At 40.7% G+C, this 26,608-nt stretch carries 24 protein-coding genes and 3 tRNA genes; 17 read left to right on the top strand and 10 right to left on the bottom strand.

From position 1 onward, the window contains the following. Positions 1-190: 190 nt before the first annotated feature. On the top strand, positions 191-439 hold the full coding sequence (locus V7K56_RS28970; protein WP_334916177.1) for a hypothetical protein: 249 nt from the start codon (positions 191-193) through the stop codon (positions 437-439). Between the two features lie 43 nt (positions 440-482). Continuing rightward, a complete protein-coding gene (locus tag V7K56_RS28965; RefSeq protein WP_334916175.1) occupies positions 483-2,252 on the top strand; it encodes a hypothetical protein in 1,770 nt (589 codons plus the stop codon). A 54-nt stretch (positions 2,253-2,306) separates the two neighbouring features. Here the strand turns inward: V7K56_RS28965 and V7K56_RS28960 are convergent, their stop codons facing one another. Further along, positions 2,307-3,014 (bottom strand): KilA-N domain-containing protein, encoded by a 708-nt coding sequence (locus tag V7K56_RS28960; protein WP_334916173.1) that lies wholly within the window; start codon positions 3,012-3,014, stop codon positions 2,307-2,309. A gap of 108 nt (positions 3,015-3,122) precedes the next feature. After that, positions 3,123-3,344, bottom strand: a complete 222-nt coding sequence (locus tag V7K56_RS28955; RefSeq protein WP_334916171.1) for a hypothetical protein — start codon at positions 3,342-3,344, stop codon at positions 3,123-3,125. A 76-nt stretch (positions 3,345-3,420) separates the two neighbouring features. Between V7K56_RS28955 and V7K56_RS28950 the strand changes: the two genes are divergently transcribed. The 4 genes from V7K56_RS28950 to V7K56_RS28935 all read left to right on the top strand — a co-directional run bounded on the left by V7K56_RS28950 (position 3,421) and on the right by V7K56_RS28935 (position 7,186). After that, positions 3,421-4,887 (top strand): hypothetical protein, encoded by a 1,467-nt coding sequence (locus V7K56_RS28950; protein ID WP_334916169.1) that lies wholly within the window; start codon positions 3,421-3,423, stop codon positions 4,885-4,887. 10 nt (positions 4,888-4,897) lie between these two features. Further along, on the top strand, positions 4,898-5,119 hold the full coding sequence (locus V7K56_RS28945; protein ID WP_334916167.1) for a hypothetical protein: 222 nt from the start codon (positions 4,898-4,900) through the stop codon (positions 5,117-5,119). A 198-nt stretch (positions 5,120-5,317) separates the two neighbouring features. Further along, a complete protein-coding gene (locus tag V7K56_RS28940; RefSeq protein WP_334916165.1) occupies positions 5,318-6,397 on the top strand; it encodes a site-specific integrase in 1,080 nt (359 codons plus the stop codon). Between the two features lie 525 nt (positions 6,398-6,922). Then, complete coding sequence (locus V7K56_RS28935; RefSeq protein WP_334916163.1) at positions 6,923-7,186, top strand: hypothetical protein; 264 nt, start codon at positions 6,923-6,925, stop codon at positions 7,184-7,186. Positions 7,187-7,361: 175 nt separating this feature from the next. On the opposite strand, the gene V7K56_RS28930 is transcribed toward V7K56_RS28935, so the two are convergent. The 3 genes from V7K56_RS28930 to nadA form a co-directional block, all read right to left on the bottom strand. After that, positions 7,362-7,433: transfer RNA gene (locus V7K56_RS28930), tRNA-Thr, on the bottom strand. 87 nt (positions 7,434-7,520) lie between these two features. Continuing rightward, positions 7,521-7,606, bottom strand: a tRNA-Tyr gene (locus V7K56_RS28925). Positions 7,607-7,730: 124 nt separating this feature from the next. Then, positions 7,731-8,705: a quinolinate synthase NadA gene (gene nadA / locus V7K56_RS28920; RefSeq protein WP_334916161.1), complete on the bottom strand. Its 975-nt coding sequence runs from the start codon at positions 8,703-8,705 to the stop codon at positions 7,731-7,733. 149 nt (positions 8,706-8,854) lie between these two features. Here nadA and V7K56_RS28915 point away from each other — a divergent pair, with 149 nt between their 5' ends. From V7K56_RS28915 to V7K56_RS28900, 4 genes are all read left to right on the top strand, one after another. Next, a complete protein-coding gene (locus tag V7K56_RS28915; protein ID WP_334916159.1) occupies positions 8,855-9,772 on the top strand; it encodes a TIGR04168 family protein in 918 nt (305 codons plus the stop codon). Positions 9,773-9,903: 131 nt separating this feature from the next. Next, positions 9,904-9,988: transfer RNA gene (locus tag V7K56_RS28910), tRNA-Ser, on the top strand. 373 nt (positions 9,989-10,361) lie between these two features. Further along, positions 10,362-14,357 (top strand): DISARM system helicase DrmA, encoded by a 3,996-nt coding sequence (gene drmA / locus V7K56_RS28905; protein ID WP_334916157.1) that lies wholly within the window; start codon positions 10,362-10,364, stop codon positions 14,355-14,357. A gap of 3 nt (positions 14,358-14,360) precedes the next feature. Continuing rightward, positions 14,361-16,217, top strand: coding sequence for a DUF1998 domain-containing protein (locus tag V7K56_RS28900; RefSeq protein WP_334916155.1), 1,857 nt, complete (start codon positions 14,361-14,363; stop codon positions 16,215-16,217). 42 nt (positions 16,218-16,259) lie between these two features. Here V7K56_RS28900 and V7K56_RS28895 read toward each other — a convergent pair whose 3' ends face one another. Both V7K56_RS28895 and V7K56_RS28890 read right to left on the bottom strand, forming a co-directional pair. Continuing rightward, positions 16,260-17,507, bottom strand: a complete 1,248-nt coding sequence (locus V7K56_RS28895) for a DNA cytosine methyltransferase (protein WP_334916153.1) — start codon at positions 17,505-17,507, stop codon at positions 16,260-16,262. Between the two features lie 299 nt (positions 17,508-17,806). Beyond that, a complete protein-coding gene (locus V7K56_RS28890; RefSeq protein ID WP_334916151.1) occupies positions 17,807-18,016 on the bottom strand; it encodes a hypothetical protein in 210 nt (69 codons plus the stop codon). A gap of 117 nt (positions 18,017-18,133) precedes the next feature. Between V7K56_RS28890 and V7K56_RS28885 the strand changes: the two genes are divergently transcribed. From V7K56_RS28885 to V7K56_RS28870, 4 genes are all read left to right on the top strand, one after another. Beyond that, entirely contained in the window at positions 18,134-18,514 is a 381-nt protein-coding gene (locus tag V7K56_RS28885) for a hypothetical protein (RefSeq protein ID WP_334916149.1), read from the top strand. Between the two features lie 117 nt (positions 18,515-18,631). Next, positions 18,632-18,895, top strand: a complete 264-nt coding sequence (locus V7K56_RS28880) for a hypothetical protein (protein WP_334916147.1) — start codon at positions 18,632-18,634, stop codon at positions 18,893-18,895. After that, entirely contained in the window at positions 18,892-19,062 is a 171-nt protein-coding gene (locus tag V7K56_RS28875; protein WP_334916145.1) for a hypothetical protein, read from the top strand. The genes V7K56_RS28880 and V7K56_RS28875 overlap by 4 nt, the downstream gene beginning before the upstream one ends. Positions 19,063-19,241: 179 nt before the next feature. Further along, on the top strand, positions 19,242-19,688 hold the full coding sequence (locus V7K56_RS28870; RefSeq protein WP_334916143.1) for an acyl-CoA thioesterase: 447 nt from the start codon (positions 19,242-19,244) through the stop codon (positions 19,686-19,688). Here V7K56_RS28870 and V7K56_RS28865 read toward each other — a convergent pair. The 3 genes from V7K56_RS28865 to menA form a co-directional block, all read right to left on the bottom strand. Next, a complete protein-coding gene (locus V7K56_RS28865; RefSeq protein WP_334916141.1) occupies positions 19,681-21,075 on the bottom strand; it encodes a 2-succinylbenzoate--CoA ligase in 1,395 nt (464 codons plus the stop codon). The two genes, V7K56_RS28870 and V7K56_RS28865, sit on opposite strands and share 8 nt — an antisense overlap. Continuing rightward, positions 21,060-22,094: an o-succinylbenzoate synthase gene (locus tag V7K56_RS28860; protein ID WP_334916139.1), complete on the bottom strand. Its 1,035-nt coding sequence runs from the start codon at positions 22,092-22,094 to the stop codon at positions 21,060-21,062. The genes V7K56_RS28865 and V7K56_RS28860 overlap by 16 nt, the downstream gene beginning before the upstream one ends. Positions 22,095-22,187: 93 nt before the next feature. After that, positions 22,188-23,084: a 2-carboxy-1,4-naphthoquinone phytyltransferase gene (gene menA / locus V7K56_RS28855; RefSeq protein WP_334916137.1), complete on the bottom strand. Its 897-nt coding sequence runs from the start codon at positions 23,082-23,084 to the stop codon at positions 22,188-22,190. Positions 23,085-23,394: 310 nt separating this feature from the next. Between menA and V7K56_RS28850 the strand changes: the two genes are divergently transcribed. The 3 genes from V7K56_RS28850 (at position 23,395) to V7K56_RS28840 (ending at position 26,227) form a co-directional block, all read left to right on the top strand. Next, positions 23,395-24,810, top strand: coding sequence for an isochorismate synthase (locus tag V7K56_RS28850; RefSeq protein ID WP_334916134.1), 1,416 nt, complete (start codon positions 23,395-23,397; stop codon positions 24,808-24,810). A 19-nt stretch (positions 24,811-24,829) separates the two neighbouring features. Next, on the top strand, positions 24,830-24,913 hold the full coding sequence (locus tag V7K56_RS28845) for an element excision factor XisH family protein (protein WP_334916508.1): 84 nt from the start codon (positions 24,830-24,832) through the stop codon (positions 24,911-24,913). An 888-nt stretch (positions 24,914-25,801) separates the two neighbouring features. Then, the gene (locus V7K56_RS28840; RefSeq protein WP_334916132.1) at positions 25,802-26,227 is read left to right on the top strand and encodes a hemerythrin HHE cation-binding protein; all 426 of its coding nucleotides are present in this window, start codon (positions 25,802-25,804) and stop codon (positions 26,225-26,227) included. Positions 26,228-26,608 lie beyond the last annotated feature (381 nt).

Below are 26,608 nucleotides of genomic sequence, written 5' to 3'. Positions count from 1 at the left end.
TAGTCATGCTGGCTAACTTATTGGAATAAACGCTACCCTGTAAGGATTCTAGCTGTTTTGGTACCCTAGAAGTGAACTGAGAATCTAGGTTATTTGTCAGCCTCGATAGTGTAGAAATGGCTTCCGGGGTTCATTGAAGCGACTACAGACATCTGACTGATTACTTATAGAACTTACTTCTATAACTGAGATGTCTAATCTAATACAAATGGCCAGAGAGGCTGGCGGTTACACCAAGGGTAAATGCAGACCCGCAACTAACATTATCAGTATCATCAATGACCAACCAAGGCTACAGAAGGACAAGCGCCTGATGATCCCTATTAGCCATGAGGAACTAGAGGCAGCCCATAACTTTGCTAGCTCCCTTGGTGTCTCTACCAGCTATCTGGTTAGACAACTACTCAAGACCGCCATCGAGTCTCAAGAGTCAGCCTAATGCATCTGGTTATTTTTAAAACACTACGAATATTTAACATCTTATGACCGACAATCGTATTCAAGTAACTTTAACCGCCCGTGACCTCCTGTCCCCTCAGCTAGGTCAGATAAAAAATACCATAGAATCATTAGGGGCTAAAGCCAATATCAGATTAGGCTTGAACGACATCCGTAACCTCGGTCAAACCGACCTAACCCGACTTAGGTCACAGATAGATTCCTTTAGAGACGTAGGAGCTAATCTAAGTCAGCTAGGTGGCTCCCAAGGATTCTTTGGGGCTGCACTGTTTGGTCAGCTAGGGGCTTCTGCGATCGTCCAGGGTATCCAAATGGTAGGTAGTGGTATCCAGGCAGCGATCGGTAGTATCCAGACTGCTGCTAGAACCCAAATAAACGACTTAGCACTAGCGGGGGATTTGGCAAGTCAGTTAGGGGTAAACTTTACCAAAGCTAAAGGATTGGTCGCGGAAACTGCCGATGAAATATCCAAAATGGCAGAGCAGTTACCTGGAGAAAACAAGGACTACAACGCCATTTTTAATCAGATATCCGCTACAGTCGCAGGAAATGCTAAGGGGGATATAAGTAAGTTCAAAGAAGAATCGATGGAGCTAACCAAGAGATTTGGTATCCTGTCCTCAATAAGGGGTTTAGATGCCAACCAATCTGGCTCGGCTATTAACAGGGCATTGGCCGGGACTATGGGATTACGTGAAGTATTCCAGATTGATATTTTCCAGAAGTTTCCTTTACTTCAGAAAAACATTACTGACCAACTGAAGGCAATGGGTAAAGGTACTGAGGATTGGATGAAGCTCACTAATGAAACCAGAGAGAAAATACTACTTAATGGGGCTAAAGGAGCGGTAACTAATGACACAGTAGACTCTTTTTCAGGTACGGTAGACTCCATGATCGCCGAAGCTAAAGCAGGTCTTTTTGACGAACGCCGAGGTATGTTTGGGTTTTTAAAAAAGCTTCCAGGTATGCAAGATCGGTCAGCTATGGATGCGGTTCAGGGTTCCATGATGTCTTTTAAGAGTTTACTGGAATCCCTTGGTTCATTAAATAATCGCTACGGGTTAAACTTTGATCCTATGGAAGGAGTTATCCGTACTTTTGACTGGTTCTCCGATTTTGCTGGAACGGTCAACGGGGTCTTAAATGGCGAAGACCCTAAATCAATATTTAAAGTTTTTGACAGCTCGTTCGATTTTGGTAATGCCATGATGAAAAACTTAGCTAAATCAGTAGATAAAATAGATTGGATTCTAATCGGGAAAGGTTTAGCAACGACCTTTGAATGGGGTCTAACCAAGGTATTTACTTTTGACTGGGTATCGTTAGCATCTACTTTTACCTCGTTAATATCGGGTTCAATAATGTCTCTAGGTACGGCGATCGCTCAGATTATTTCTGATATTCCGAAGACCATAACAAGCGGCGAGATCTCTAGGAAAATATACGAGTCTAACCAGTCTCAAAATGACCCCAAGGCAGAATATAACCAAAACCTACCCCAAGTAGGTAAACAGAATGATTTGTTTGGTTCTATGGGAGATGTCCTGAGAATCCCCCAGGCTTCCGAATGGTTAAATAAGAGCATACCAGGCTTGAACGACCCTAATGCATCTTGGAATGTTGGGACGCCTTTGAGTATTCCTAAGACCTCGGATGTCAACAGGCAAGCCTTTGCGCCGACCGTAAATGTCAACGGCGCTCAGATGCAAAACCCTCAAGATATTGCCAGCGCTGTCATGAATGCAATCAATGCTGAATACGGGAAGTTTAAGCAGAACTCATTAGCCTAATATAAATACCTCTAAAGCATTGTTGTGCATAGAGGTATACCTAAAGTGTGTGTGTTATTTTAGCAAGCCAGCTACCTGTAAACCAGCCTCTTGAGAATAGCGTTTAGTCTCATTATTTCCTTTAGCAGATGCTAAGGTCATCTTTTGAATGGCTAGCTGTTCAGCAAAGGATACTGCGGTTAACTCCAGCATGTTCATTCCGTCTCTGGGGTTTGAGTTATCTAATACTATCTGAAGTTCCTTAGCAGATTTACCGAAGATAGATTGGTAAATAGCGTTTGTATTAGCTCCATAGCCAAACTTAGTTACTCCCCTAGCTTGTAGAGCATCAGTGAAAGCCCGACGAGTTATCTTACTGTTAGTCCTAACTGCAATCCACTTTAGTTTTTCTGGGTCATCCTCTCGCTGGATAATCTCATCAGCTAGAGTGACATCATTCTCTAAGTATCGTTTAAAAGTTTCCTTAACGTATACATCAAAGTCTGGGGATAGCCACTCAGCTAACTTGATAGCAAGTAGGGGGTAAACCCAGGTGCTACCTTTTCGACCGCGCCCAGGAGACTCAAAGCTAGGATGTATATTCTGAGCCAGTTCGGCAGATTCGGAACTTTTTAACTTATGATCTAAAGCCTTTGCAAAAGCCCTAATGTCAGGTGACTTCCAGAAAGATGAATAGGTTTTACTAAACTTCTCACAAAGTTCCGTAGCATTTACGTAGTCGTCATGGCGGGTATTCTGTGTTAGAATCAAACTATAGTTCATTTTGTTTTACTTAAAAATATCTTGGTAAGGGTTGTAGTTGGCGCTACATCCCTTGTTTGCTATCTAGGGGTTAATGTGCCTATATCTGTAAGTTCGGGTAAGTAACAATCACTTCTCTGATAACTTCGGTCGCTTCATCGACGGGTAAGTAACCCCTTGGGCTTCTATCTGTGACCTCATTTGAGCCATTAGCGCTTTCTCAGCCCTCAGAAGAACTACACCCTCTCTAACCAGGGCACTAATCGGCGTACTTGTCTTCTCAGCCTCAGACTCTAACCACTTATAAGTCTGTAGGTCAAACCTGATACTCGCTTGTTTTAGTTTAGCCATAAGTAACCCCCTTGCTCTATTAACTAAATAGTCAACTCTGAGTTGACTAAATCTAGGAAACTCAATGTTTCCCTAGATGGCTAAGAAGATTCTAAAGTCAGGCAAAACAACTAACTTCAATCCCGATAAGCACCCCAGAGGATCACACGGTAGATTTACAGAAACTCCTGATGCACCTAAAGTTACCCGTGGGGATGTTCGGAGGCAGTCAAGGGTACTCAAATCATCTAAAAAGGCTGCTGAGATTCACCAAGAACGCCTAAAGGTTCACCAGAGCCTCAATGATCAGCAAAGGAAAAGGCTAGAGTTCTACCGAGGTCTTAATCCTGAGCAGAGAAAAAGGTTTTTAGAAGTCTTAAAGGCTAAGAGGGCACAGTCAGAAGCTACTGTAGCCCTAGAATCACCTCCAAAAGAGTCTAAAAAATCCCTAACGCAGACTGAGGTCATCAAACAGTCTAGGGTGCTCCGTAGTACTCAAGATGCTGCACGGATATATCAAGCACGTCTGGAGTTTATACAAGGTTTAAATCATGACCAGCGTAGGCGACTACAGGAGGTCTTAAGGGCACGGAAGGAAGCTAAGGGACTCCAGCGATCGCAGACTAACAGTAGTACTGGGAAGTATTTAGCGGCTAATCCTGACCACTTGAGTGTTAAGGATAACAGGTTAACCATCTGGGACGGTAAGCCAGAGCTAGCCAAAGCCCAAGGCGGGTTTAAGACCAGAAAAGTTAAGGGTTATGAGTACTCAGTAGAGGTAGATGGTAAACAGGCGGTTCTCAACCGAAATACCAATATGCACGAGTACATGGGCGATCGCATATATGGGATGCCGTCATTAACCCCCAGACTCGCTGCTATGACACCTGTACAGCTAGCTGATGGATTAGCTAAGTACATGACCAAAGTAGAGACTAACGATAGTACTGTGCCGGACTGGCTACCCACATATCACGGTAAGGTAGACAAGTCCCTGGTGACTAAAGGCTATGGCAAAATGCAGCAACACCATATTCATCAGTGGGCTAAAGTACCTTTGGATACCATCGTTAAAGATTACGAGTCAGGTAAAATAACCCTAGATGAGGCTAAGGCGCGGACACAGGCTATTCTCAGCCGAGAAACCAAGAAGACTAAATCCGGTAGAACGGTTGAGGATTGGGTGTTAACTCCCGCAGATAAAGAACACAGGGCCTTTGTAGTGCTACCAGGAGCATTACACGACATCAGTAACCGGAAAATGTATCTAGCTAATCACCCTACGGGTATTGATGTAGATGCTACGGAGTTTAAGTTGAGGAGTTACAGGCTACCTGAGTTTGGTGATTCAGGTAGACGGTGGCATTCTGATACATTCAGACCTGGCTCGTGGGTGGAAATATACCGTAGGGAATCCTATGTACTTCTGGGTGAACTAAACCGTAGAGTAGCCAAGGGGGAACTGACCCATCAGGAAGCCCAAAGGCTGTTCAGGGATGGATTAGACAAGGTGGACAAGGCTAATCAGTTCAGGGTACAATATAGTAAGAGCCAGAAAAGCTAAGGTTAACTTTATGAAAACGCTAGACATAACTTTTATACTAACTGACGGCTCCAAAGTAGAAATAGAGTCTCTAGAACAGATTACTGAGGTACGGCCCTTAGACGATGATGATTACAGGGACGCAGAGGTATTTGAAGTAACCTTAATAGACGGTAATACTTACGAAGTCGATTATGTAGAGTCAGATGGTAATGCCAGAACTATTTTATGGCAAGCCGTTGACCCAGACTAGACGCCACCACCTACGAGCGCTTGTTAGATATCATCCAGCCAACCTAAGCACCCCTGGCAATACTAACTACTCAAAGACCTTAGATAAAATCTGGGGTCTTTTTGGTGTGATCGCAGCAGAACAACGTAGTTATCTAGGATAGACAGGGGTTACAGAATGTGCTAATAGCTTCCTAAGACGCTCTTAGGACTCCAGATTATGAGGGACATTAAGCCCATAAACAATAATGGTAGTATTCAGCTAAGGTTCACAGTCGCAGGGAAACGCTATAGTTTCAACCCTATTCCTGGGGGTGATTACGAGAACAACCAAGATTATAAAACAGCCCAGGCGATCGCCGCCCGAATAGGAAAGGATATCCTGGCCGGTCATTTTGATAAAACCTTAAACAGCTACCGACTAACCCTGAAAGTTCAGGAAGCATACTTATTAGAGCTATGGGATCTTTGGGTAGACTCTTTAGTTCTTCCAGATCGTACATTGGCTAACCATTATCGCTACGTGCGCCAGATGATAGCCAAGGTCAACCCTAAAGTGCTTGATACTAAATGGATTAAAAAATGGGACTTAGCCCCTAGAACACACCGTGATCGTTTGGGGATGATTAGACTCTGCTGTAACTGGGGAGTAGCTAACGGCTATTTGGCGACTAATCCCTACTACGGCATTAAGCCACCTAAGAAGAACGCCAAGGAAATCCGACCCTTTAATAATGAAGAGATTAGGAAAATCTTAGACGGTTTTGATAGCCTTTATCCGCATTATGGCCCATTTGTGAGATTTCTGTTAGCTACAGGGGTTAGGATATCCGAGGCTATAGGGCTTCAGTGGAAACACATAGACTTCATTAGAAATGAAATCGTGATTAAGGATAGCTTATCAAAAGACCTTTTAGGTAACGGCTACACCCGGATACGTAAAGGGACAAAAACAGGAAATATAAGATATCTTAATATGTCTGAGGGACTTAGGGTACTTTTGTTATGCCTTAAGAAGCCTGGGGACACCTTAAATACCTTAGTTTTTACTGGGCCTAGAGGTGGTACAATAGACGCTGATAACTTTCGTGAGCGTTATTGGGCTTCAGTATTAGAAGCTCAGGGGATATCCTATAGGCAACCGTATACTACTAGACATACGATGGCGTCTCATGCCATAGAGCAGCATATATCCTTAACCGGGCTAGCCTACCTACTGGGGCATACAGATACAACAATGGTAATGAAGACTTACGGGCACATGATTAATAGACCAGATTTACCGGATATGCCTATCTAGTAAAAATATAACCATTGAATATCCACTTAATCTCTCAGGAATCCTGGGGGATTTTCCTATGACTACTAAAATGCTACTTAGATCACTTTCAGGGATTTTTTGTCAGCTAAAACCGTCGTGTAAACTTTACCTGATAAGGATTCTAGTGTTTTTAACATCGATTTCTGATTGCCGCCATGTATGGTATTTAGTTAGTTCTTAGTAACTAAATATACGAAAATATTCTTAGATTCACTGATGCATCCAGTGTATTCATCGGATATATTAGATATATGAAAAGCGAGGGGTTATGGCTAAATCGATTTCGGTTAGGTTCTCAGATGAAGATTACGAAACACTCAAAAAAGAGCATTTCGATTACTGTCAGCAAATCGGACAGTTAATATCTCTGAACCAATACATGGTTATGAAGGTACTCGTGCCTAACGCCAAAAATACCGAAAAATAACAAGCGCTCTCCTGACGGTCATCAGGAAGCGCTAGGAATCCCTCAGTAATAACGACAAAACCAAAGGAATCTTTATTATGACACAGATTGCACTAGAAACTCAATTAGGCTCTCTAGAAAGACAAGTAGCTAACAATGAGACTTGTGTTTACGTCCATGTAGTCGAAAAAGTTTTCGATAGAATCCTAGAGGAAATGAAAAAGTTTGGCTGGGAATCGGACTATACCCTTAATAAGATCGATGATTTTCATCGCCAAATCGGAAGTCGGTACTGGAGTCAGTTAACTCCTAAAAGGAAGAACGTTAAAACAATAGGCGTTAGGTACATTTATTCCATCTAACCGCCCTTAGTCCTTGGCGATCGCCCTACTAGGTATCTGATGGCTTCTGGGTAGACTTTGGTAAAACTCAGTCTACCCTTAATCGTTGATTGCCAAGCGGCTTAAACTGTCCTAAGCTTAAGGCAGGTTTAAGGCAGTTTAAGTCAGTTTAGGACTTCTAAATCTCTCAGGCGAAAGCCCGTGACGAGGATTGAACTCGTGACCTCACCCTTACCAAGGGTGTGCTCTACCACTGAGCCACACGGGCGAAGTTTGATTCTAATTTTTCAGCTAGAGGTTAAAATGCTAGGAGTTTTGATGCTTACCCAGTCATTGTAACTTATAGCTTCATAAGTGGTGGGCCGGGCTGGATTTGAACCAGCGTAGGCGCTAGCCAACGGATTTACAGTCCGTCTCCATTAACCACTCGGACACCGACCCGATTTGTCTCACAATTTAAAATATTAGCATCATGTTTTATAAATTGCAAGAAGTTAGAAAAAATAACTTGTAGGTAGAGATCGCAACAAAACCGCGTCTCTACCATCTGTATAAAAAATACTGGTTACACGCTCATCTCCAGCATTCGTTGCATTGGTCGCAGTGCAGCAAGGCGAATATCCTCTGACATGGTAATTTCGGGAGTACGATTTTTCATTGCCCAGTAGAGTTTTTCTAGGGTGTTTAACCGCATAAACGGACATTCGTTACAAGCGCAATTATTCATCGGCGGTGCAGGAATAAAATGCTTGTCAGGAGCTAATTTTTGCATTTGATGAATGATTCCTGGCTCCGTAGCAACGATAAATTCCTTGGTAGGGCTGTTTTGACAATACTTGAGTAAAGCGGCTGTGGAGCCAATAAAGCTGGCGTGGCGCAATACACTACTTTCACATTCTGGATGCGCGATCGCCTCTGCTTCGGGATAGGCAATTTTTAACTGGACAATTTTCTTTTCCGAAAAGGTTTCATGGACAACACAGCTACCTTGCCACAGTACCAAATCTCGTCCAGTCTGTTCCATCACATACCGCCCCAAATTCCGATCTGGAGCAAAAATAATCGGCTGTTCCTTTGGTATCTGCTGCACAATTTTCACAGCGTTGGAACTGGTGCAAATAATATCGCTCATCGCCTTGATATCAGCAGAGCAGTTGATGTAAGATACCACTAGATGATCTGGATGCGCTGCTTTAAAAGCTGCAAATTCGTCTGGTGGACAACTGTCTGCTAAAGAACAACCAGCATCCAAATCTGGTAAAAGTACTAATTTATCGGGATTAAGTATCTTTGCTGTTTCTGCCATGAAGTGAACACCAGCAAAGATGATCGTATCTGCATTGGTTTTTTCGGCGGCTCTTGCCAGTTGTAATGAATCCCCAATAAAGTCGGCAATATCCTGAATATCTGGCTCTTGATAATAATGTGCCAGGATAACTGCGTTGAGTTCTTTTTTGAGACTCTCAATCGCCGCAAACAAATCTAGTGGTAGTTCACCCAGTTGGGTGTTTTCTCGTTGAGCTAATGCAGTGGTAAACACAGTTTAGGGGTGCTTTATGTTGCAAATTTATGTCCTGTGGATTCAATTATAGTAGTTTTTACCAAAAATAGTGGACGGTTGATATTTTCGGGTTGTGTCCAAATCGGGCTGAGTTTCATATCCTGGAGATAGACGGCAAGGAAAGTGGCATGACCAGTCAGAAAACTCAATCGATAAACCTCAAAATTGCTGTAGTTGGAGATATTCACGACCAATGGGAAGTGGAAGATGGCGTTGCACTCAAGCATTTGGGTGTTGACTTAGTGCTGTTTGTCGGGGATTTTGGCAACGAGTCAGTGGAAGTGGTCAGAGCGATCGCCTCTCTCGATATTCCCAAAGCAGCCGTAATGGGCAACCACGATGCTTGGTACACCGCTACAGAGTGGGGACGCAAAAAAGCTCCTTATGACCGCTCTAAGGAAGACTGGGTACAAGAACAACTCGATTTATTAGGCCCGTCCCATGTCGGTTACGGTAAGTTGGATTTTCCCGCTTGGAATTTAACTGTAGTGGGGGGTCGTCCCTTTACCTGGGGTGGCCCGGAGTGGAAATTCGCGGAAATCTGTAAAGAACGTTACGGTGTGACGAGTTTGGAAGAATCTGCCGATCGCATCTTCAAAGCAGTTAAAAGCGCTGCTTATGAAACAATTATATTTTTAGGTCACAACGGCCCTAGTGGATTAGGCGATCGCCCCGAAGACCCCTGCGGCAAAGACTGGCATCCAATTGGCGGTGACTTTGGCGATCCAGATTTGGGCGAGGCGATTTCTCAAGCCTTGACTGCTGGTAAAACCATTCCCCTAGTGACGTTTGGTCACATGCACCATACTCTAAGACATACTAAGGTGCTGCGGAAATCTATCTTTAGAAGTCCAGAAGGGACAATTTACTTAAATGCGGCTAGTGTCCCCAGGATTGTGGAAAATGACAGCGAGAAGTTGCGTAACTTTTCCATTGTCACCCTAGAGGGGGGTGTGGTTTCGCAAGTTTCCCTAGTTTGGGTGGGGAATGACTTTCAGGTGGCATCAGAGGAGATTTTGTATGAGCGATCGCGTATTGTGTCGTAGACATTCGCATTCAGTAGTGCAATCTGCGTAGATGATAAGGTATAGTATGATCTGTCAGCTTTAGTGCTAACCAACAAAAGCGCCTGAATAGCGTCTTAAATTAGGGTAAACACAAGTTTGACAGATTTACTGGAGAGGTGGCAGAGTGGTCGATTGCGTCCGACTTGAAATCGGATGAGGCTAAAACCTCCGGGAGTTCGAATCTCCCCTTCTCCGTTGAAAAAATTTTTGAATAAAGTATTCCAGGATTGATATTTGACTTGGAATACTAGTATACACTTACTAGACACTTGTTAAAAAGCTGAGGATGTGGCGTGAAAGCCATTATACTTAAGCCTAATTAGGCTTTTGCCATTCCATCTATCGCTGTGGTAACTCAAAAGTGGATTAGACATCTCCGAAAATGAATGTATAAACGTAGTAATGCTACGTCTATACAGGGGTTTCAGGCAACGCAGAATTAATTTCTGGAGATGTCTATTGAGTAAAATAATCGTAAATTTTTCTAATTTAGTGTTATTTGATACTGCAATTTGGGGACAATAAAAGATATAAAAACAACCTAAAAATTCTCGAAATCAGGTGCATAGTGTCAGTAAGAACAGAGCTGCTACTAAGTCTCAAACAGGAAGTTCTTGGTCCCAAACAGTCTTGTTATGAGGTTCTGCCACAAGAAGAAGATCCACGAAACGAGTTCATTACAGGTGTGCTGATTCCCAAAGATGCCAATGATGAGAAGGAGATTGAGGGTGAAGCAGAAACCTTGGGTACTGGAATAGACGAATATAGTGACGATGATTCTGATGAAGAAGTGCCAGTTGCCGCAGCTGCTCCAGTTCTTGATCCAAAGTCCCAGCCACGTTCTGTGGGAATTTCCTTTATCGTCCGAGCCACAAATGCAATTGAGCCATGTATAGCTATTTGTGCAACTTGGGCGCGGTATATTGACCAAAGAGATCCACAAGGCAAGCAAGTCTTCAAGCGAGTTCCCAGTTGCTATATTACATCTGAAACAATTGCCATTACTGAGAACACTAAAAACTTAGTCATAGCTGAAATAGAGAGAATTAAAATCAGCGTGCGGTGCGTGTATCGTCCTGCTGAAAATTCCCATAAAGTATCGATATATATTATCAATGAAACTGCTCCCAGTGGTGAACAGAATGAAGCTGGAAAAAAACGAGTTGCAACCAGAGATATAATCTTTCAACCTCAAATTCGGGTTGTTTGTGGGGAAAATACAGAACTTTTACCTTTTGATAGTTTCGAGCCTTCTTCTCAAAAGCCAAAACCAGGAAGTCTTGAGGAGGAAGATGAGTCATTAGCACTTATATATCGAGAGTATCAAGCATATGCGCGGGGTCATTTATGCTCTGCTGTTTGGAAGGAAATAGATCCTGAGCGCTCTTGTCAAGGAGAAAATCCATTGCAGTGGATTGATGGAGATATTGTTGAAGCTAAATTAGGACAACAGCAACGACAAAAGTTTATCTTGCCAAACTGTAGAACAGAATATGTACCTTGTTACCCAATTCAATCTCCTGAAATTGATTGGGATTTACAAGAAATGGGACAGACTCCTGAACTTAGTACTGCTAAACTTGCACAAATTTGGAATACAACTGCAATGCAAGAAACATTACAACCGCTTGTAGATGGCTATGAAGGCTGGATCAATAAACAAAAAGTTAATGAATTGGAGCTTAAATATCATCGAGCAGCTAATCGACATATAGCAATCTGTCATCAAGCACAGCAACGAATGCAGGAAGCCATTGATTTAATTGTTCAGGATAAAGAAGTTAGGCTTGCTTTCTGCTTTGCGAATAAAGCAATTGATTTACAGGCATCTTGGAGAAGACGAGGACAAGAGTTTAAATGGCGACCTTTCCAGCTAGCGTTTGTCTTGATGAATATTCCGGCGATCGCAAACCCTTTACATGCAGATCGTCGAACTTGTGATTTACTAGCTTTTGCTACAGGTGGTGGCAAAACAGAAGCATATTTGGGCCTAGCCGCTTTCACAATGGGATTGAGAAGGTTTCGGTCTGAGAAAGATACTAACGGCGATCGCACAGGTCATGGTGTTAGTGTAATTTCTCGATACACACTCAGACTATTAACTATTCAACAGTTTCGTCGTGCCTTGGGCTTAATAGTTGCTTGTGAAGTCTTGCGAGTGGAAAATTTAGGAACTGGTCGTCCTGTTGGCTGGCGACCGAAAGACTGCAAATTAAGTGATAGTAATGTTTGGGGAAGTTCTCGCTTCTCTGTTGGTTTGTGGGTTGGAGGAAATGTTACACCTAATGCGCTGAAAGATAAGTTTGTGCCTCCAAATACTTCTTTGCGTGGTGCTATTTCAGCTTTGCAAGGTCAAAGAGGAGTCGAGGGAGAACCTGCTCAGATTATTAATTGTCCTTGTTGCGGAGCAATTTTGGCACTTCCTAAAGATGGATTGGTAACTAAGAAAGGAGGACATACTATTCATTTGGTGATGAAAGGCGATATGAACCCAACATTTCTTTCTAGCCAAGTTATTCCATTAGAGGAAATGGAATCAACTCTAGTTTTTGATAAATCTGATAAGAGCCTTGCTCAAGGCTACAAAACGCTATCAATTACTTTTACTCTAAAAGAAGGTACGAGAATTTTATCGGAAAAATTAGATGATTGGTGGAGAAATCAGGTAATCCCTTACTTAATTTATGCCAGACTACTTTCCTTTAGAATCAGCAGACCAGGATATTTTAAAAAAGCTTATATAGGAAGTAAGGGAGCAGAAAATATTGAAGATTTTGAAATTTACTGTCCTAATCCAGACTGTGAACTAAATACAGGAAATAAATGGAATGAAAAAGTTCCGATAAAGTTTAATAATCAATCTATAGGTTCGTTACTCGATCAACCAAATAATTTTACTTGGGAAAATGTAACTGAAGCATTTAAGCAAGGAATCTTTTCCTTAAGAATACCTATTTCGGCATTTACAGTTGATGACCAAATATACTCCCGAATACCTTGCCTTCTAGTTGCTACAGTTGATAAATTTGCTCGCCTAGCCTTTGAGCCTAGAGCAGGGGCTATTTTTGGCAACGTAAATCGCTATTGTAGTAGAGAAGGGTACTATCGTGAAAATGCAGGAGTTGAGCCAAAATCTCCTCAGAAACAAAAAAAAGGTGTGAATATACTTTTACCACCTGATTTAATTTTGCAAGATGAACTTCATTTAATCGAAGGACCTCTTGGTAGTATGGTTGGGCTTTATGAAACGGCAGTCGATACATTATCTGAGCGAATGTATCAGGGTCAAACTATTAGCCCTAAATATATTGCTTCTACCGCAACAGTTCGCCAGTCACAATCGCAAGTGCAATGTTTATTTGACCGTCATGTTTTTCAGTTCCCGCCTCTTAGCTTAACAGCAGCAGATACTTTCTTTGCTAGAACACCAGCAAATGTTCACCCAATAGATACAAACGCAAACGGTCAGCATCCCGGAGGCCGTCTATATGTTGCTATTTGCGCTCCCGGTAAAGGCGCTCAAACTCCTATTGTCCGGCTTTATTCATCAATGCTCCAAAACATTTGGCAACTCAAGCAAGGCGGCTACAGCGATCGCGATTGCGATCCATTCTGGACACTAGTAGGTTATTTCAATGCGATTCGAGAGTTAGCTGGTGCGAGAACTCTTTATCGTCAAGATATTCCTGAAAGATTAAGATATGTTGCTAAACTTGGGGCATTTAATGAAAGAGAGCTAGGTGAAGAAATTGAACTTTCGAGTCGGATGGATTCTACTGAACTACCTGGATTGTTAACTAGCTTAGAACAAGAATTACCTGAAGCTAAAGACGTTGTTTTAAGTACATCAATGTTTGGTACAGGGGTTGATATTGATCGCTTGGGGTTAATGATCGTCAATGGTCAACCCAAAACAACTTCAGCCTACATTCAGGCTACAGGCCGAGTGGGTCGCAGACAGGGAGGGCTAGTGATTACTTTCTTCAGGGCTAGTCGTCCACGAGACTTAGATCATTATGAATTTTTCACTGGTTATCATAGAGCAATTTATCGCTATGTTGAGCCAATTACAGTTACGCCATTTGCAGCTAGAGCAAGAGAGCGAGGTATGGGGCCAGTAGCCGTTACATTACTGCGACAATCTAGCGAAATTCAAGGTGTACCAATTTCAGCACAATGGGCAGCAAAAAAGAATGCTCCTTATATGCAAAACGTTCGTAGCTCTGCTAATGAGTTACAGATAATTAATCAGGTTATTAATAGGCGATCGCAAATTCAACTCGAAATTCGTCGTCCACCAGAAGATCAAGTTGATCGAGAGGTACGAGGAGGATTTGATCGTTGGCAAATAGTAGCAGACCAGCAGAGTAATCTTGTATATGAAGAGTATGCCATTGATAAAGATCCAACGCTGCCTGTTGTTTTGGGAGATGAACAACATCAAGAACGAAACTTTACAGTTGTTTATCGAAATGCTCCGCAGTCTTTGCGTGAAGTGGAAGGAATGACACGCTTCGGTAGTATTCGCTCTAACGATCAAAACCAAGGAAATCAACAAAGTTAAATTATGGCAGCTAATGGTCAATCTCTACGTCCTTCACAATACATTACAACTTTTGGACCAAGTAGCGTTTTAGAAACACCAGATGGGCCTGTTGTTATCGCTGCTCCCAGCCACTCAACACTGTTTGAAAATATTCATCCAGAAGCATATGAAATTCAAGACCTACGACTTTCACAAACTCTGTTGAATAACAAAAAAATATTTCGTATTCCCTCTAACGCTGAATTAGGAGTAAAAGAAAACAGACTGGTATATCACGCTTATTATTTCCCAAGGTGGTCACTCTGCCCTACGCATGGCATTCTCTACAGATATAAACCTCAGTCTTTAATTGGCTGTCCTCGATGCAAAACTGCTAGTAAATGGGGAAAAGTGTGGGCTAAGTCTCGTGAAGAAGCGGTACGCTTTGTTTTGGCTTGCTCTCACGGACATCTAGATGAAGTGTCTTGGAGTTTACTAATCAAACATAAGAAAGGATGTAGTAAACCTGAATATTTGCGCTGGCAAGGTGGAGGGGGCGCATTACGTAATATTAGAATAGAATGTCCTGAATGTCGTGAAAATGCTAACTTTGGGGAGGTTTATTCTAGAAATTTCTCCTGTTCTGGACGTTTTCCAGAAGAAAATAATCGGCGGGTAGATTGTAATAGACCAGCTAAGATAATTCAACGCGGTGCTGCTAACTTACGAGTTTCTGAAATTAAAACTGCACTAACAATTCCTCCATTAGATACGCAGTTACATCGTTTGCTTCAAAGTCGTGCAGTCTTAGATGTTCTTGTTGCTATACCTGTCAATTCTAAAAATTTGCTAGTTCAACTTTTAGACAATCTCGTTAAAGGAAATCGATTAGATCCATTAATATCTGCAACTATAAAGCAGTACGAAGAGGTTGAGATACTTGGGGTTATTTATGACATATTAAGTGAAATAACAAATCCCAAAAAGTCTACAGAAGCAACACTTAGACAAGACGAGTTTCTGAGCCTACATAATGCAGCTTGTGATGGTGCCCCACCCCAGCGCTCAGATAAACCAGGAGGACCAAATCAGTTTGAAGTTTACAAAGAGAATGTAACAACCTTTAGGTTAGGTTCAGGTCGAATTTTGAGAGTAACACCTCTGAGCAGATTGAGGGTAGTAATGGTACAAATTGGCTATACACGGCCCATTGATACAAATCAAAACGATAGTCAGGAGAACTCACCGATAATTATCCCAGTTGAGTATATGCCACCTAATGAGAGTACAGCTTGGCATCCTGGTGTAGAACTATTTGGCGAGGGTATTTTTCTAGATTTTGTATCTGATACGGAGCCAAAGGGTATTTCAGAGCATTTTCCTTTACAAGGTGAAGCTTATAGTCGTTGGCTAGCTGCCCACAACTCACCAAGTAGCTATCAAAAAATCAAAGCTATGTTAGCAAATAAGGATGAAGATTTACATCGTTTAGACTATTTAAATCCTGTCTTTGTTTGGTGGCATACACTGTCTCACCGTTTAATCACAGCTCTATCAGTTGACTCTGGTTATTCTTCTGCCGCAATTAGAGAACGAGTGTATACTTGCACAATTAACAATAAAACAGTAGGAGGCTTGTTACTTTACACAGCACAGTCAGGTGGTGATGGTACACTGGGAGGTTTGATTGGTTTAGTTCCCCACTTTGACCGTATTCTTCAATCAGCTCTTCGCAATATAGATGCTTGCTCTAATGACCCCATTTGTATTGAAGAAGAGTTTGGAGAAGATAAAGTAAATGGTTCTGCTTGCTATGCATGTCAGCTCATATCAGAAACTTCTTGTGAACACAGAAATACTCTTTTAGACAGACGTTTGCTATTGGAAAATATGCCATAAAAGTTAAAACAGTATCACCTATATAGACAAAGCTAAGTTGACCTAAAGACTTGCTTTGTAGGCTTTTATTTGCTCAACAATTGGTTTGGCGATCGCTTCTGCTAAAAGAGGCGGAACAGAATTGCCAACTAGCTCAAACATCCTAGTCATAGGTGCATCAAAAATAAAGTTATCTGGAAAACTTTGTAGTCTAGCAGCTTCTCTAACAGAGATTGTACGATTTTGCTTAGGATGAATGTAAGCAAGGCAATCTTTTTGCATATGAGCAGTTAATGTCCAAGAAGGTTTATCCCAAGGTAAACGCTTATATTTATCGTCAAAAATGTCCCAGCGATAACGTCTTAAAGATTCAGGTAAATCTGTATACTTTCCTCCTGGTTGAATCATGGCAAAAGAAACTATATCTACTGGATTATGAGAGCGGCATATATGATTCCACACACCCTCTAGTTGTTCTTCCACTGTTAAACCTTTTCTCATTTTTTTCTGGTATTCAGATTCAGGATCGCAAAGGTAAGATTTTCTAATATCTCTTTGCTTTTCCCCTGCAAAACCAATCATCCTTTCTCCTAAAGATAAATATCGTATATATAAAGATATAAGTGGTGTATATCTAGTTAACGGTTTTAGTGGTATCAAGTCGCTAATAGCTTCACCTACTGAGACAGATTTAGACTTTTGAACCACAGAAAAATCAAAGCTTGTATTTAATAAACTCTGACGCACACCAACTATAAAAAGACGTTTTCTAGACTGAGGAACTCCATAATCAGAAGCCAGCAAAACCTCAGGATATATTCTGTAACCAGGATAGGTATTTTTATGCTCAGGAAGACCTAATTTTAATTCCGTAATAATTTGGTTAAATATAACTTTATTTTGTAAATTATCTACATTCTCCATTACAAAAAATAAAGGTTGGTAGTAGTTGATAAATTTAATAAAATATTTATACATAAAATTTCTAGGATCTTTTGCAAGATCCTTTTCTAAAGACTTCATTTTACCAATACCAACTACTGAAAATACTTGGCATGGTGGCCCCCCAATTAAAATATCTACTTCGCCTGGTTGGATTCCCAATTGATTTAAATCAGTTATATATTCAATTTCTTTTGCTGCTAGCTTAAGTCTAGATTTGGGGAAGTTTTTATGATGGGTTTTAATTGCGTGCGGATTTTTATCAATCCCTCCTATAATTTCACAACCAGCATTTTGAAATCCTAAGCTCATTCCTCCAGCACCACAGAATAAATCTAGTACAGTTGGTTTATTTTCTATTCTATTCATTTACCTCCAAACATATCTGTAATTATATAGCAAGCTATGATAAATTTTACTCACAAAGGTCATCAAATAACTATCAAAGTGTAAAATATCTCTAATTTATTTGTCAAACTGAATTATTAAAAACTTCTAAGGATTTGGGATATCCTTATAGTGATAGCCCTTTCTCTCCCTTTACCATAAAATTTCGTAGGAAATAAAGCAATTGCTACCCTTTATTTGCATATACCTGATACTTATATTATGCAAGACTAAAAGCTTTAGCCAAAGCCAACAACTTTTCTACAAATTACGAATTAGTATCAATCTTCTGTAGTATCGTTTGAATTTTCAAGCTTATTCAGTGCATCGGAAATTGCTTGCCTGATAAATTCAGGGTAGTTATCTAAACTTTTTAATTTTTCCAGGATGGATGGGGAAAGTCTGAGAGTTATTTTTGCGGTTAATGGTTCTTCTCTATCAGTGGTAAATTGATGCTTTTTTAAATAAGGTTTTTCTTCGTAATTAGGCATAAAAAATTTTAAAACACAATTATATCGCGTGAAGTCGTGCGATAATTTAATTGGCAGCTAGCCAAGCCTCGCAAGTTGGGATAGCTGCCAAACCCAATTAGAAAATTAGGCATTTCTATGTTTACACGTTCTGAACTTGAAAGCAAAACCCTTAAAGAATTGAAAGATTTAGCTGCACGGTACGGAATCAAGGCAGCAGGAAACCCAGGGTATAAAATAAGCTGGATTACTCCGTTATTGGCTTTTCCAATGCAAGCTATTGGGCAGTTCAAAGACCACAAAACAGGTTTAAGAAATCCTAGTTGGAGAAGTTCTGAAGCCCTTGGCACGATGCTTTGTGAAATTGGAGAACCTACTGATGAACAAGCTGCGCTAATTAGGGCAACGCTAGAGGGTAAGTTACTTCCACTCCCTGAACGCTACGACCAAACTAGACTGATAAATCTTCACAAGACTAAGCAATTGATTCAAGAAGCAATTGAAACACTCAATAAATAGCATCTAAACCATAACACCTACTGTACTCCTCTCCTGTGAGAGGGGTTTTCTCCATGAAGTCCCTTCTTGTTTACATCATGCTACGATTACCAATAAATTCTTTTGGGAGGTCAATCAATGGCTACCCTTCATACGCTAAACATACCCGATGAGTTATACCAACAACTGCAAGAGTTAGCTAAAGCTGAAAATAACTCAATTGATACTCAAGTTATTACAATCTTGCAGAACGCTTTGCAGGTAAAAACGCATCCTACGGAAGAGGAAAGGCGAAAAAATGTCCCAAAACTCCTAGAGGAAATTAGTCGCCGCCGCTTAAATCCAGCAGACTTTGGATTACCTAATAGTACTGAACTAATTCGAGAAGACCGTGATAGATGAGCAATCCTCTTAGAAGCGTGGTAGATACCAGTGTGTGCATTAAGCATTTTCAGGTAGGTGCTACTTTGCTGACTCTCGACAGTAAGCTGGTGAAAGCTCTAGCAGCTTCGTCTTACAATATCTGCTCGTTTAATGATTTCGATGTACCAACATTGCCGTTAATATAGAAGCGATCGCCTTTCCTCACCATATATTCAACCCCAAAGCATTGAATAAGACTAAACTTTTAGATATAAATTCAGAATTGGGGAAATTAAATTTTTATCACTAACTTACTTAGTTGCAATAAAATTAGTTTGTCAAGTAGGAGATAAATCTACTGTTTTTTAATATTTAATTGTCAAAAATGCCTTTTACTTATAACCGCACGGTTCGCTTTCAAGATACTGATGCTGCTGGGGTAGTTTATTTTGCTAACGTTTTGAGTATTTGCCATGAAGCTTATGAAGAATCTTTAGAAGCGTCAAGTATTAATCTCAAAGATTTTTTTATTAATCCATCTGTGGCTTTTCCCATTGTTCATACTAGTGTGGATTTTTTGCGCCCTATGTTTGTAGGGGATAAGTTGCTGATTAGTTTAATTCCGCAAAAAATAGGTGTTGATAAGTTTGAAATTACTTACGAAATTGCGGTGGCTGAGGTGGTAGTTGCTAAGGCTATTACTAGGCATGTTTGTATTGATGCGAGTAGTAGAAGTAAGCAGGAATTGCCTGAAGAGATTATCCAATGGTTGGAAATGAACCGCAGAGACGCAGAAGGTGCAGAGAGAATAAAGTCGAGAGAGATTATGTAATGGGATTTTGGAGGAATTCTGTGGCGATTTGCTGTAACTGTTGGCGGTTAATTTTTCCTTGGGAGTTGCGGGGCAAGTTTTGTTGGGAAATCCAATATTTAGGAATTTTAAATTTGCTAAGTTTGTCTTTGAGTAGAGTTTGGATTTTTAAAGCAGAGGTATCTGATTGTTTGGGAATGTAAATCGCTGTTAAAGCTTGTCCCCAGTGTTTATCTGGGATGCCAATGATACAAATATCAGTAACCATTTGAGTTGCTTGTATAGCTGATTCAATCTCTGCGGGGTAAATGTTTTCTCCACCTGTAATAATTTTATCGCTGTTACGTCCGACTATATTTAAATGACCTTGTTTGTCTAAAAAGCCTAAATCATCTACTTGGAAATCAGTTTGATTTTCTCGGATTATCGGATAGTAACCAAGGGCTAAAGATTGAGCATAAATGGTGATATTTCCGATTTGATTGGAATTTAAAATCTCGCCTTGCTGATTGCGAATAGTTATTTTTGCATGGGGAAGAATTTGACCACTGCTAATTTTACCGTTAAGAAAATCATCCGGTTTGAGGGTAGCAATTTGAGAGGCGGTTTCTGTCATACCATAGGTAGGTGCTAACCGAATGCAATGAAATCTGGCTTTTTCTAGGAGTTCGTTCCATGCTGGCGCACCTCCCAAAAGTACAGTATTAAATTGGGATAGCCATTCAGTTAATTCTAAATTTAGCAAAAGGCGTTGTAACTGTGTTGGTACTAAAGATATAAAAAACTCTGATTGTTTAATATTTAAGATTTGACCTGATTCTACAGCTTTAAATGGTTGAATACATAGTTGACCTGCGGTAAGGAATGAGCGCATAAATTGCATTAAACCGCTAACGTGATACAACGGCAATATGCAAAATGAATTGACTTGCTTTAGTTGAAAGTATTCTGTAAATCCTTGTACTGATGCTGTGAGAGTTTCCCATGTATGGATGGCAAATTTAATCTGCCCTGATGAGCCACCTGTGGGAATCATAATTTTTGGGAATAGGGCATTGGGCATTGGGCATTGGTAATTATTTTCATTCTTTATTCCCGATTTTTGATTTCCTATTCCCCAAATAATATCTGGTTTTACTAAATCAAAGACTTGTTGCCATTCTTGTGTTCCCCAGTCGGGGTTACAAAGAAAAATTGGACAATTCGCTGCACAAGCGGCAATAAAACTTGCTAAAAATCGTAATGGTTCGCGTTCGGCTAAGATAATTTTTGGTGGTGTTCCACACGCTGATAGTTGTGTTAGTTCTAAATATAATTCTTGAGCTATTTGATTAAATTGACGGCTGTTATAACCAATAAGCCAATCATCCCGATTCAGGTTATTAAGACAGTCTAAAGGTCGTTCCATAAACTTTGAAACCACGTTTCTTCTTGTTCAAAAAAATGGTCGATACCAAAACCAATTGCTCTGTTGTTTTGGTATAATTCGGCTGCTAGTTTGAGTGCTGCTTGTCTTGCGATCGCAGTTTCAAATACTGATGAAAATACAGTATCAATTTTATGTTGATGGCAAAACTTTCTCAGACGAGATGGTGATCCCACTATCCCAGGCTTGATCACAAAAATTCCTCGCCAACCTTGTTGATGACAAGCAGCAAGTTGCCCAAGTGTGGCGACAGATTCATCTAAAGCGATCGCAGTTTTATAACTCGTACTCAATTCCAACATCTGCTGAAATTGTTCAACAGGTAGCGGTTGTTCAATAAATTCGATTTCTAGGGGTAGTTCTCCATTTGCCTTGAGATTGTCGCAAGTCCACAGCCATAAGTTAGCTTCCTCATAGCTGAGTCCACCGTTTGCGTCTAATCGCAGTTTGGTAAAGGCTGGTAAGGTGTGTATCAGTGACTCAAAAATTTTTAGTTCATCAGCGATCGTATATACACCAATTTTCCACTTAAACGTGCGATATCCTTGCTGCCACAACGTTTCCCATTGATTTAAAGCTGCTTCCCCGGCTGGCAATAAGCCACTATAAAATTGGGCATGGGGCATTGGGCATGGGGGAGCCAGTCTTGTGGGCGGCTTTGCCGACTTGAGAGAACTGGCGTCATAGGGCATGGAAAAGAATTCACTCTCCCACGCTGACTCAAAGCCAAATTGACAAGCTGGTAACTTATCTGGAATGGAGAAAATTATCTCGTCTGTAATTTTGTCTGGGAGTTGGCGACAAAAATCTAAGGCTTGTTCTAGGGTTTCGGAACCGAACCAGCTAATGGGGGCGATTTCTCCCCAGCCAAGTTTACCTGATTCATCGGTAAGACGGAGAATAATACCTTCACGAATATTCCAATTTCCGTGATTAGTGGTAAGCGATCGCAAAAATCTTCGCTGATAAGGACGAAATTCAAATCTGTAGTCATTAGTCATTGGTCATTAGTCATTTTCTCTCTATTTCAATGACGCCACTTGCTCCACTTGGGGAGACCCCAAGACCGCAGTGGCTCCCCCATGTCTAATGCCCTAAATCATAAATCCCAAGCCGAACAACAAGCAAGCCCAGAAATGCACTGCTACGGCAATAAATTTACAATTACTAACTTTGTCCGGTTGGTTGTGATTTTCTTGGACGTGGCGGCATAATTTGAAAGCAAAGGGTAAACTCACCCAACTTAGTAATGTCCAAGCCGGAGAAATTCCCAATAGCACAAATAGCAAAGTGAGAGGATAAATACTACCAGTAAACCAAACTAGGAGTTGAGCACCTTTTTGGGTTCCGAGACGGACAATAGGCGATCGCTTGCCTGCCGCTATGTCATCTTTAACTTGGTGAAAGTGCGAGCAAAACAAAATTAAGGTTGTGGCAATCCCAACAATCACTGAGGCTGCTAGACTTGTCATTGACCAAGTTTGGGTTTGGCTATAATATGCTGCCTCCACTGCTAAGGGGCCAAAGGCAAAAAAACAAATAATCTCGCCTAAACCTTGATATCCTAAGCGAAAGGGAGGCCCTTGGTACGTGTAGCCTAAACCGCAGCACAGCAGTATTATACCGATAACAGTTAGGTCTTGTTGCCAAAAGGCGATCGCTAGTATGCCCAGTAACCCCAAACCTAAGCACAAATTTCCTATCCAAAATATTAATGGTTTATTGCCTGTTAAATTCACCAGAGAATGGTGCTTATTTTGGTCAATACCAGTTTCGGAATCAAACACATCATTACTGATATTTTCCCAAGCAAGAATTAAGATTGCCGCAACTACAAAAGTAGAAAATACTACACCATTGAAAATTTTAGTTTCGGAAAATGCTACTGCTGTTCCTACCCAAATGGGCATAATCGCAACGCTATACATTGGCGGTTTAATCGCTGCCATCCATAACTTAGTGTTGGGATATAAAATTTGGTTGGTAGTCATTAGTTGTGATTAATTAAATTACCGGAATATTACTCACACTTGAGATTTTATGATTTAAAGAGACGCTAGATATGGGTGATATACAAACAACTGTCACTTTTACTATGGCTTGTTAACTTTGTGTTGTTAACACTCACCCTCACGTTGCAGTCTCAGGCTTAAACTGTCTTATCATAGTCTGAGAACACCACAAATAAGCCAAACCCTACGCTGGTGAAATAGCAACTTAATATGTTACCTGTAAAAATACGACCACGATTAATTACACTTTAGGAAGTTAACTTAAAAAAAATTTACTATCGTTAAATCCATGACAGTTTTACCATGTCGGAGCAACTTCTTTGTAAAGCACAAAGATTTATATCAGTTTCTGGTAACAGTGCAAGAAAAGTGCGTCAAAAATAATTGCAGACAAATTGTCAGTGTCTCCCAAGAAATTGATTTAGTTGACCCTCTACTTGTATTGGATAAACTTACACAAGTAAATGAAATAAATTTTTACTTTGAGGATAGAGGTAAAGGAGAAGCGATCGCAGCAATTGATGCTGTAGCAAAATTACAGATTGATGGCTCAAATCGTTTTAATCAAACAGAATATTTTATCAAATCTTGTCTAAAAAATATAATTAATTTTGGTAACGCGAACAAACCTTTTTCTGGGCCTCACTTTTTTTGTTATTTCAGCTTTTTTGATAAAAATGCCCAAGTCGATTATCCATTTCCATCTGCTACCATTTTTCTTCCACGTTGGCAAGTAGCTGTAAAAAATCAGCGTTGTATATTAGTAACAAATATAATTATCAATGCAAATGTAAATATTGAAAGATTATTGGAGAATGTGCAAAATAAAATTGAATTTATCCAATCTTTAGAATATTACTCTGCTAATATTGATTGTTTCTCAGCAAACTTCTACAAAAAATCCGTTACGAATGCTGCTCATTTTAAACGTTCAGTAGTATCTGCTTTAGAAAAGATTCGGTCTAGTCATTTAAGCAAAATTGTCTTAGCAGATATATTAGATGTCAAGTCAAGCAACTACTTTGACTTAGTTAAATCATTAAATAATCTTAGACAAAACCATCCTAATTGTTATATTTTTTCTACAAGTAATGGCAAAGGACAAAACTTTATTGGTGCAAGTCCAGAAAGATTAATTAGTATTAATAATCAACAGTTAATCACTGATGCTTTAGCTGGTTCTGCACCACGAGGTAAAACCCCTGCTGAAGATGCAGCTAATGCCAATCGCTTACTAAATAGTGAAAAAGAAAAGCACGAACATTCCCTAGTGCTTGATTTCATTACACAACGCCTATCCCAGTTAGGTTTATTACCGCAAATATTAGCACCACGGCTGCGACAATTATCGAATATCCAGCATTTATGGACACCAATCAGTGCTATGGTTCCTGCTGACATACACCCATTAAAGATTGTTGGACAATTGCATCCTACACCAGCCGTTGCAGGTGCAGCACAAGATGTAGCTTGTGCCGAAATTCGTCGTTATGAAAACTTTGAAAGGGGTTTATATGCTGCACCTTTAGGTTGGATAGATTCTCAAGGTAACTGTGAGTTTATTGTAGGAATTCGTTCAGCATTAATTAATGGCGATCGCGCCAGATTATATGCTGGTGCTGGTATCGTGGCTGGATCTGATCCTGATAAAGAGTTTGCAGAGGTGCAGCTGAAACTTCAGGCGTTACTGAAAGCCTTAGTTTAAAGTTAATTACTAATCTTGTATGCCAGCTAAAGATATTTACCACAATTTTGTTAGAAACGCTCTTGAAAAAGAGAGTTGGCATATTACCAACAATCCATTTTGAAAAAAGAATGCGACAGATATATACGGACATACCTTTGTTCTGTCTGGCTTTCTTAATGCATGAATTTTGTTAGCGCAGCGTTAGCGAGTCCGCGTTCGCTTTTAGCGTCTCGTAGAGAGCGTCATTTTGAATTTTGAATTAGTATTATGTATGATAAGCTAAAAATATTTTAATTTGCATCCTCCAAAAAATAAATCTCTTGTGGGGTGGGCATCTTGCCATTGGTGTCAACTTAAGCCCCAACCCTTTTAACTGGAGTTTAGACTACGAGAGCCAATTGCAAGGCAAAAAATAGGGGGTGTGATTGAACACAGTCCCCCTGTAAGCAGAAACTCACAGAAGAACGACCAACTCTCATCTGCTAATATGAAACGTGCCTTACTAGAAGAATTACGCCCGTGCGGCGTACAGCCTTTTAGGTAGAGCGCATGACGTAACTTTTGAATTGACGGATGCAATATTGCTAACTCGTAACGCTTATAGTTTGGCAGATTTATCGCTATCACCAGTATTTAGACGTAAATGGCCAAGTATCTACGTTCGCGTAGCGTCCCGCAGGGAAGCATTATTAAGATTGCAGACCACAGCGACAGAAATTGATACAGTTATACATCACTACTATTTATACTAAACATACTTACCAAACTTGATATAAATCTTTCTGAGGAGGGACGGACTTACTCAAATCTCACGAGAATATGGAAAAAGTGAGGAGAGCTTGTCATAACCAATAAAACCTGTAGTCTGGAGTTAATAATAATGGCCGATGTGACAAATATAGCTACTAAGCTTGCTGATCTAAAGCTTTTTCAGAATGTTCTGTTGGAAAGTGAGCAAAAGTTAATAGCACAGACGGAGGACAATACGATTTGCGAGCGGCTCGAAAAAATGATAAGCAGCGATCGCGAAAATCTCGGCACCATCGAAGCAGTTATTTCTAAATACGGCAACGCAGCAGAACCTCGCGACATTACTCAACAACATGCCCAGAAGGTAAACCAAATGATGAGCGGCTCCGAGCTAACTCTGTATGACAAGTACTTACAGCTTGAGTTGCTAAAGCATCAACAGACAATGACCGGGCTGGTTCTACACAAGGTTGCCCAGTCCTTGAATGATGACCTTCAAAATTTGATGGAACCGCTCAACCGAGTTAATTTTGAAAATCGTGCTCACCAAGAGATTCTTAAAGGCGTTCTTTACTTCGTCGGAACGCGAGAGATAGCTGGTAAGGAACCTGACATGGGTCTGTGGGCTAGCATTGAACAGGGAATTGCAGCCCTTAAGGGTGCTGTAAGTAGCGCGGTAAGCTAGTAGCAATGAGTGACAGAGGGCGCGTCATTCATGGAGCGTAATAGATTCAGATGATTTATGCTACATTGAAGCATACTTTTCAAGAGTGAATCATCTCTAACTCAAAGCTTCTTGCTCAAAATGGTCGCTTTCTGCGTGAGATGGGCAAGGTACTCGTAGCTTAAAAGTCCGAAGCCGTAATATCTCCCATCCCCTGTATCTACTAATCTTTTTCCCCATGACTTCACTCAACCATTCCGCAACTTTTCCCCCATTCTAGAATCCCCCATCTGGGATGTTTGACTGCAAAGCGTGCCATAGATGCGCTTAGTGGATGTCATCTATTAAGGGAGTCGCTCCTTGATTTTCATTTCGGCGATCGCTTAATCCTTCAACACCAAA

The sequence above is a fragment of the Nostoc sp. genome, assembly GCF_036917535.1.
Classification (GTDB): Bacteria; Cyanobacteriota; Cyanobacteriia; order Cyanobacteriales; family Nostocaceae; genus Nostoc.
Note: the sequence above shows the minus strand (reverse complement) of the source record. Positions and strands in the feature narration are given on the sequence as shown.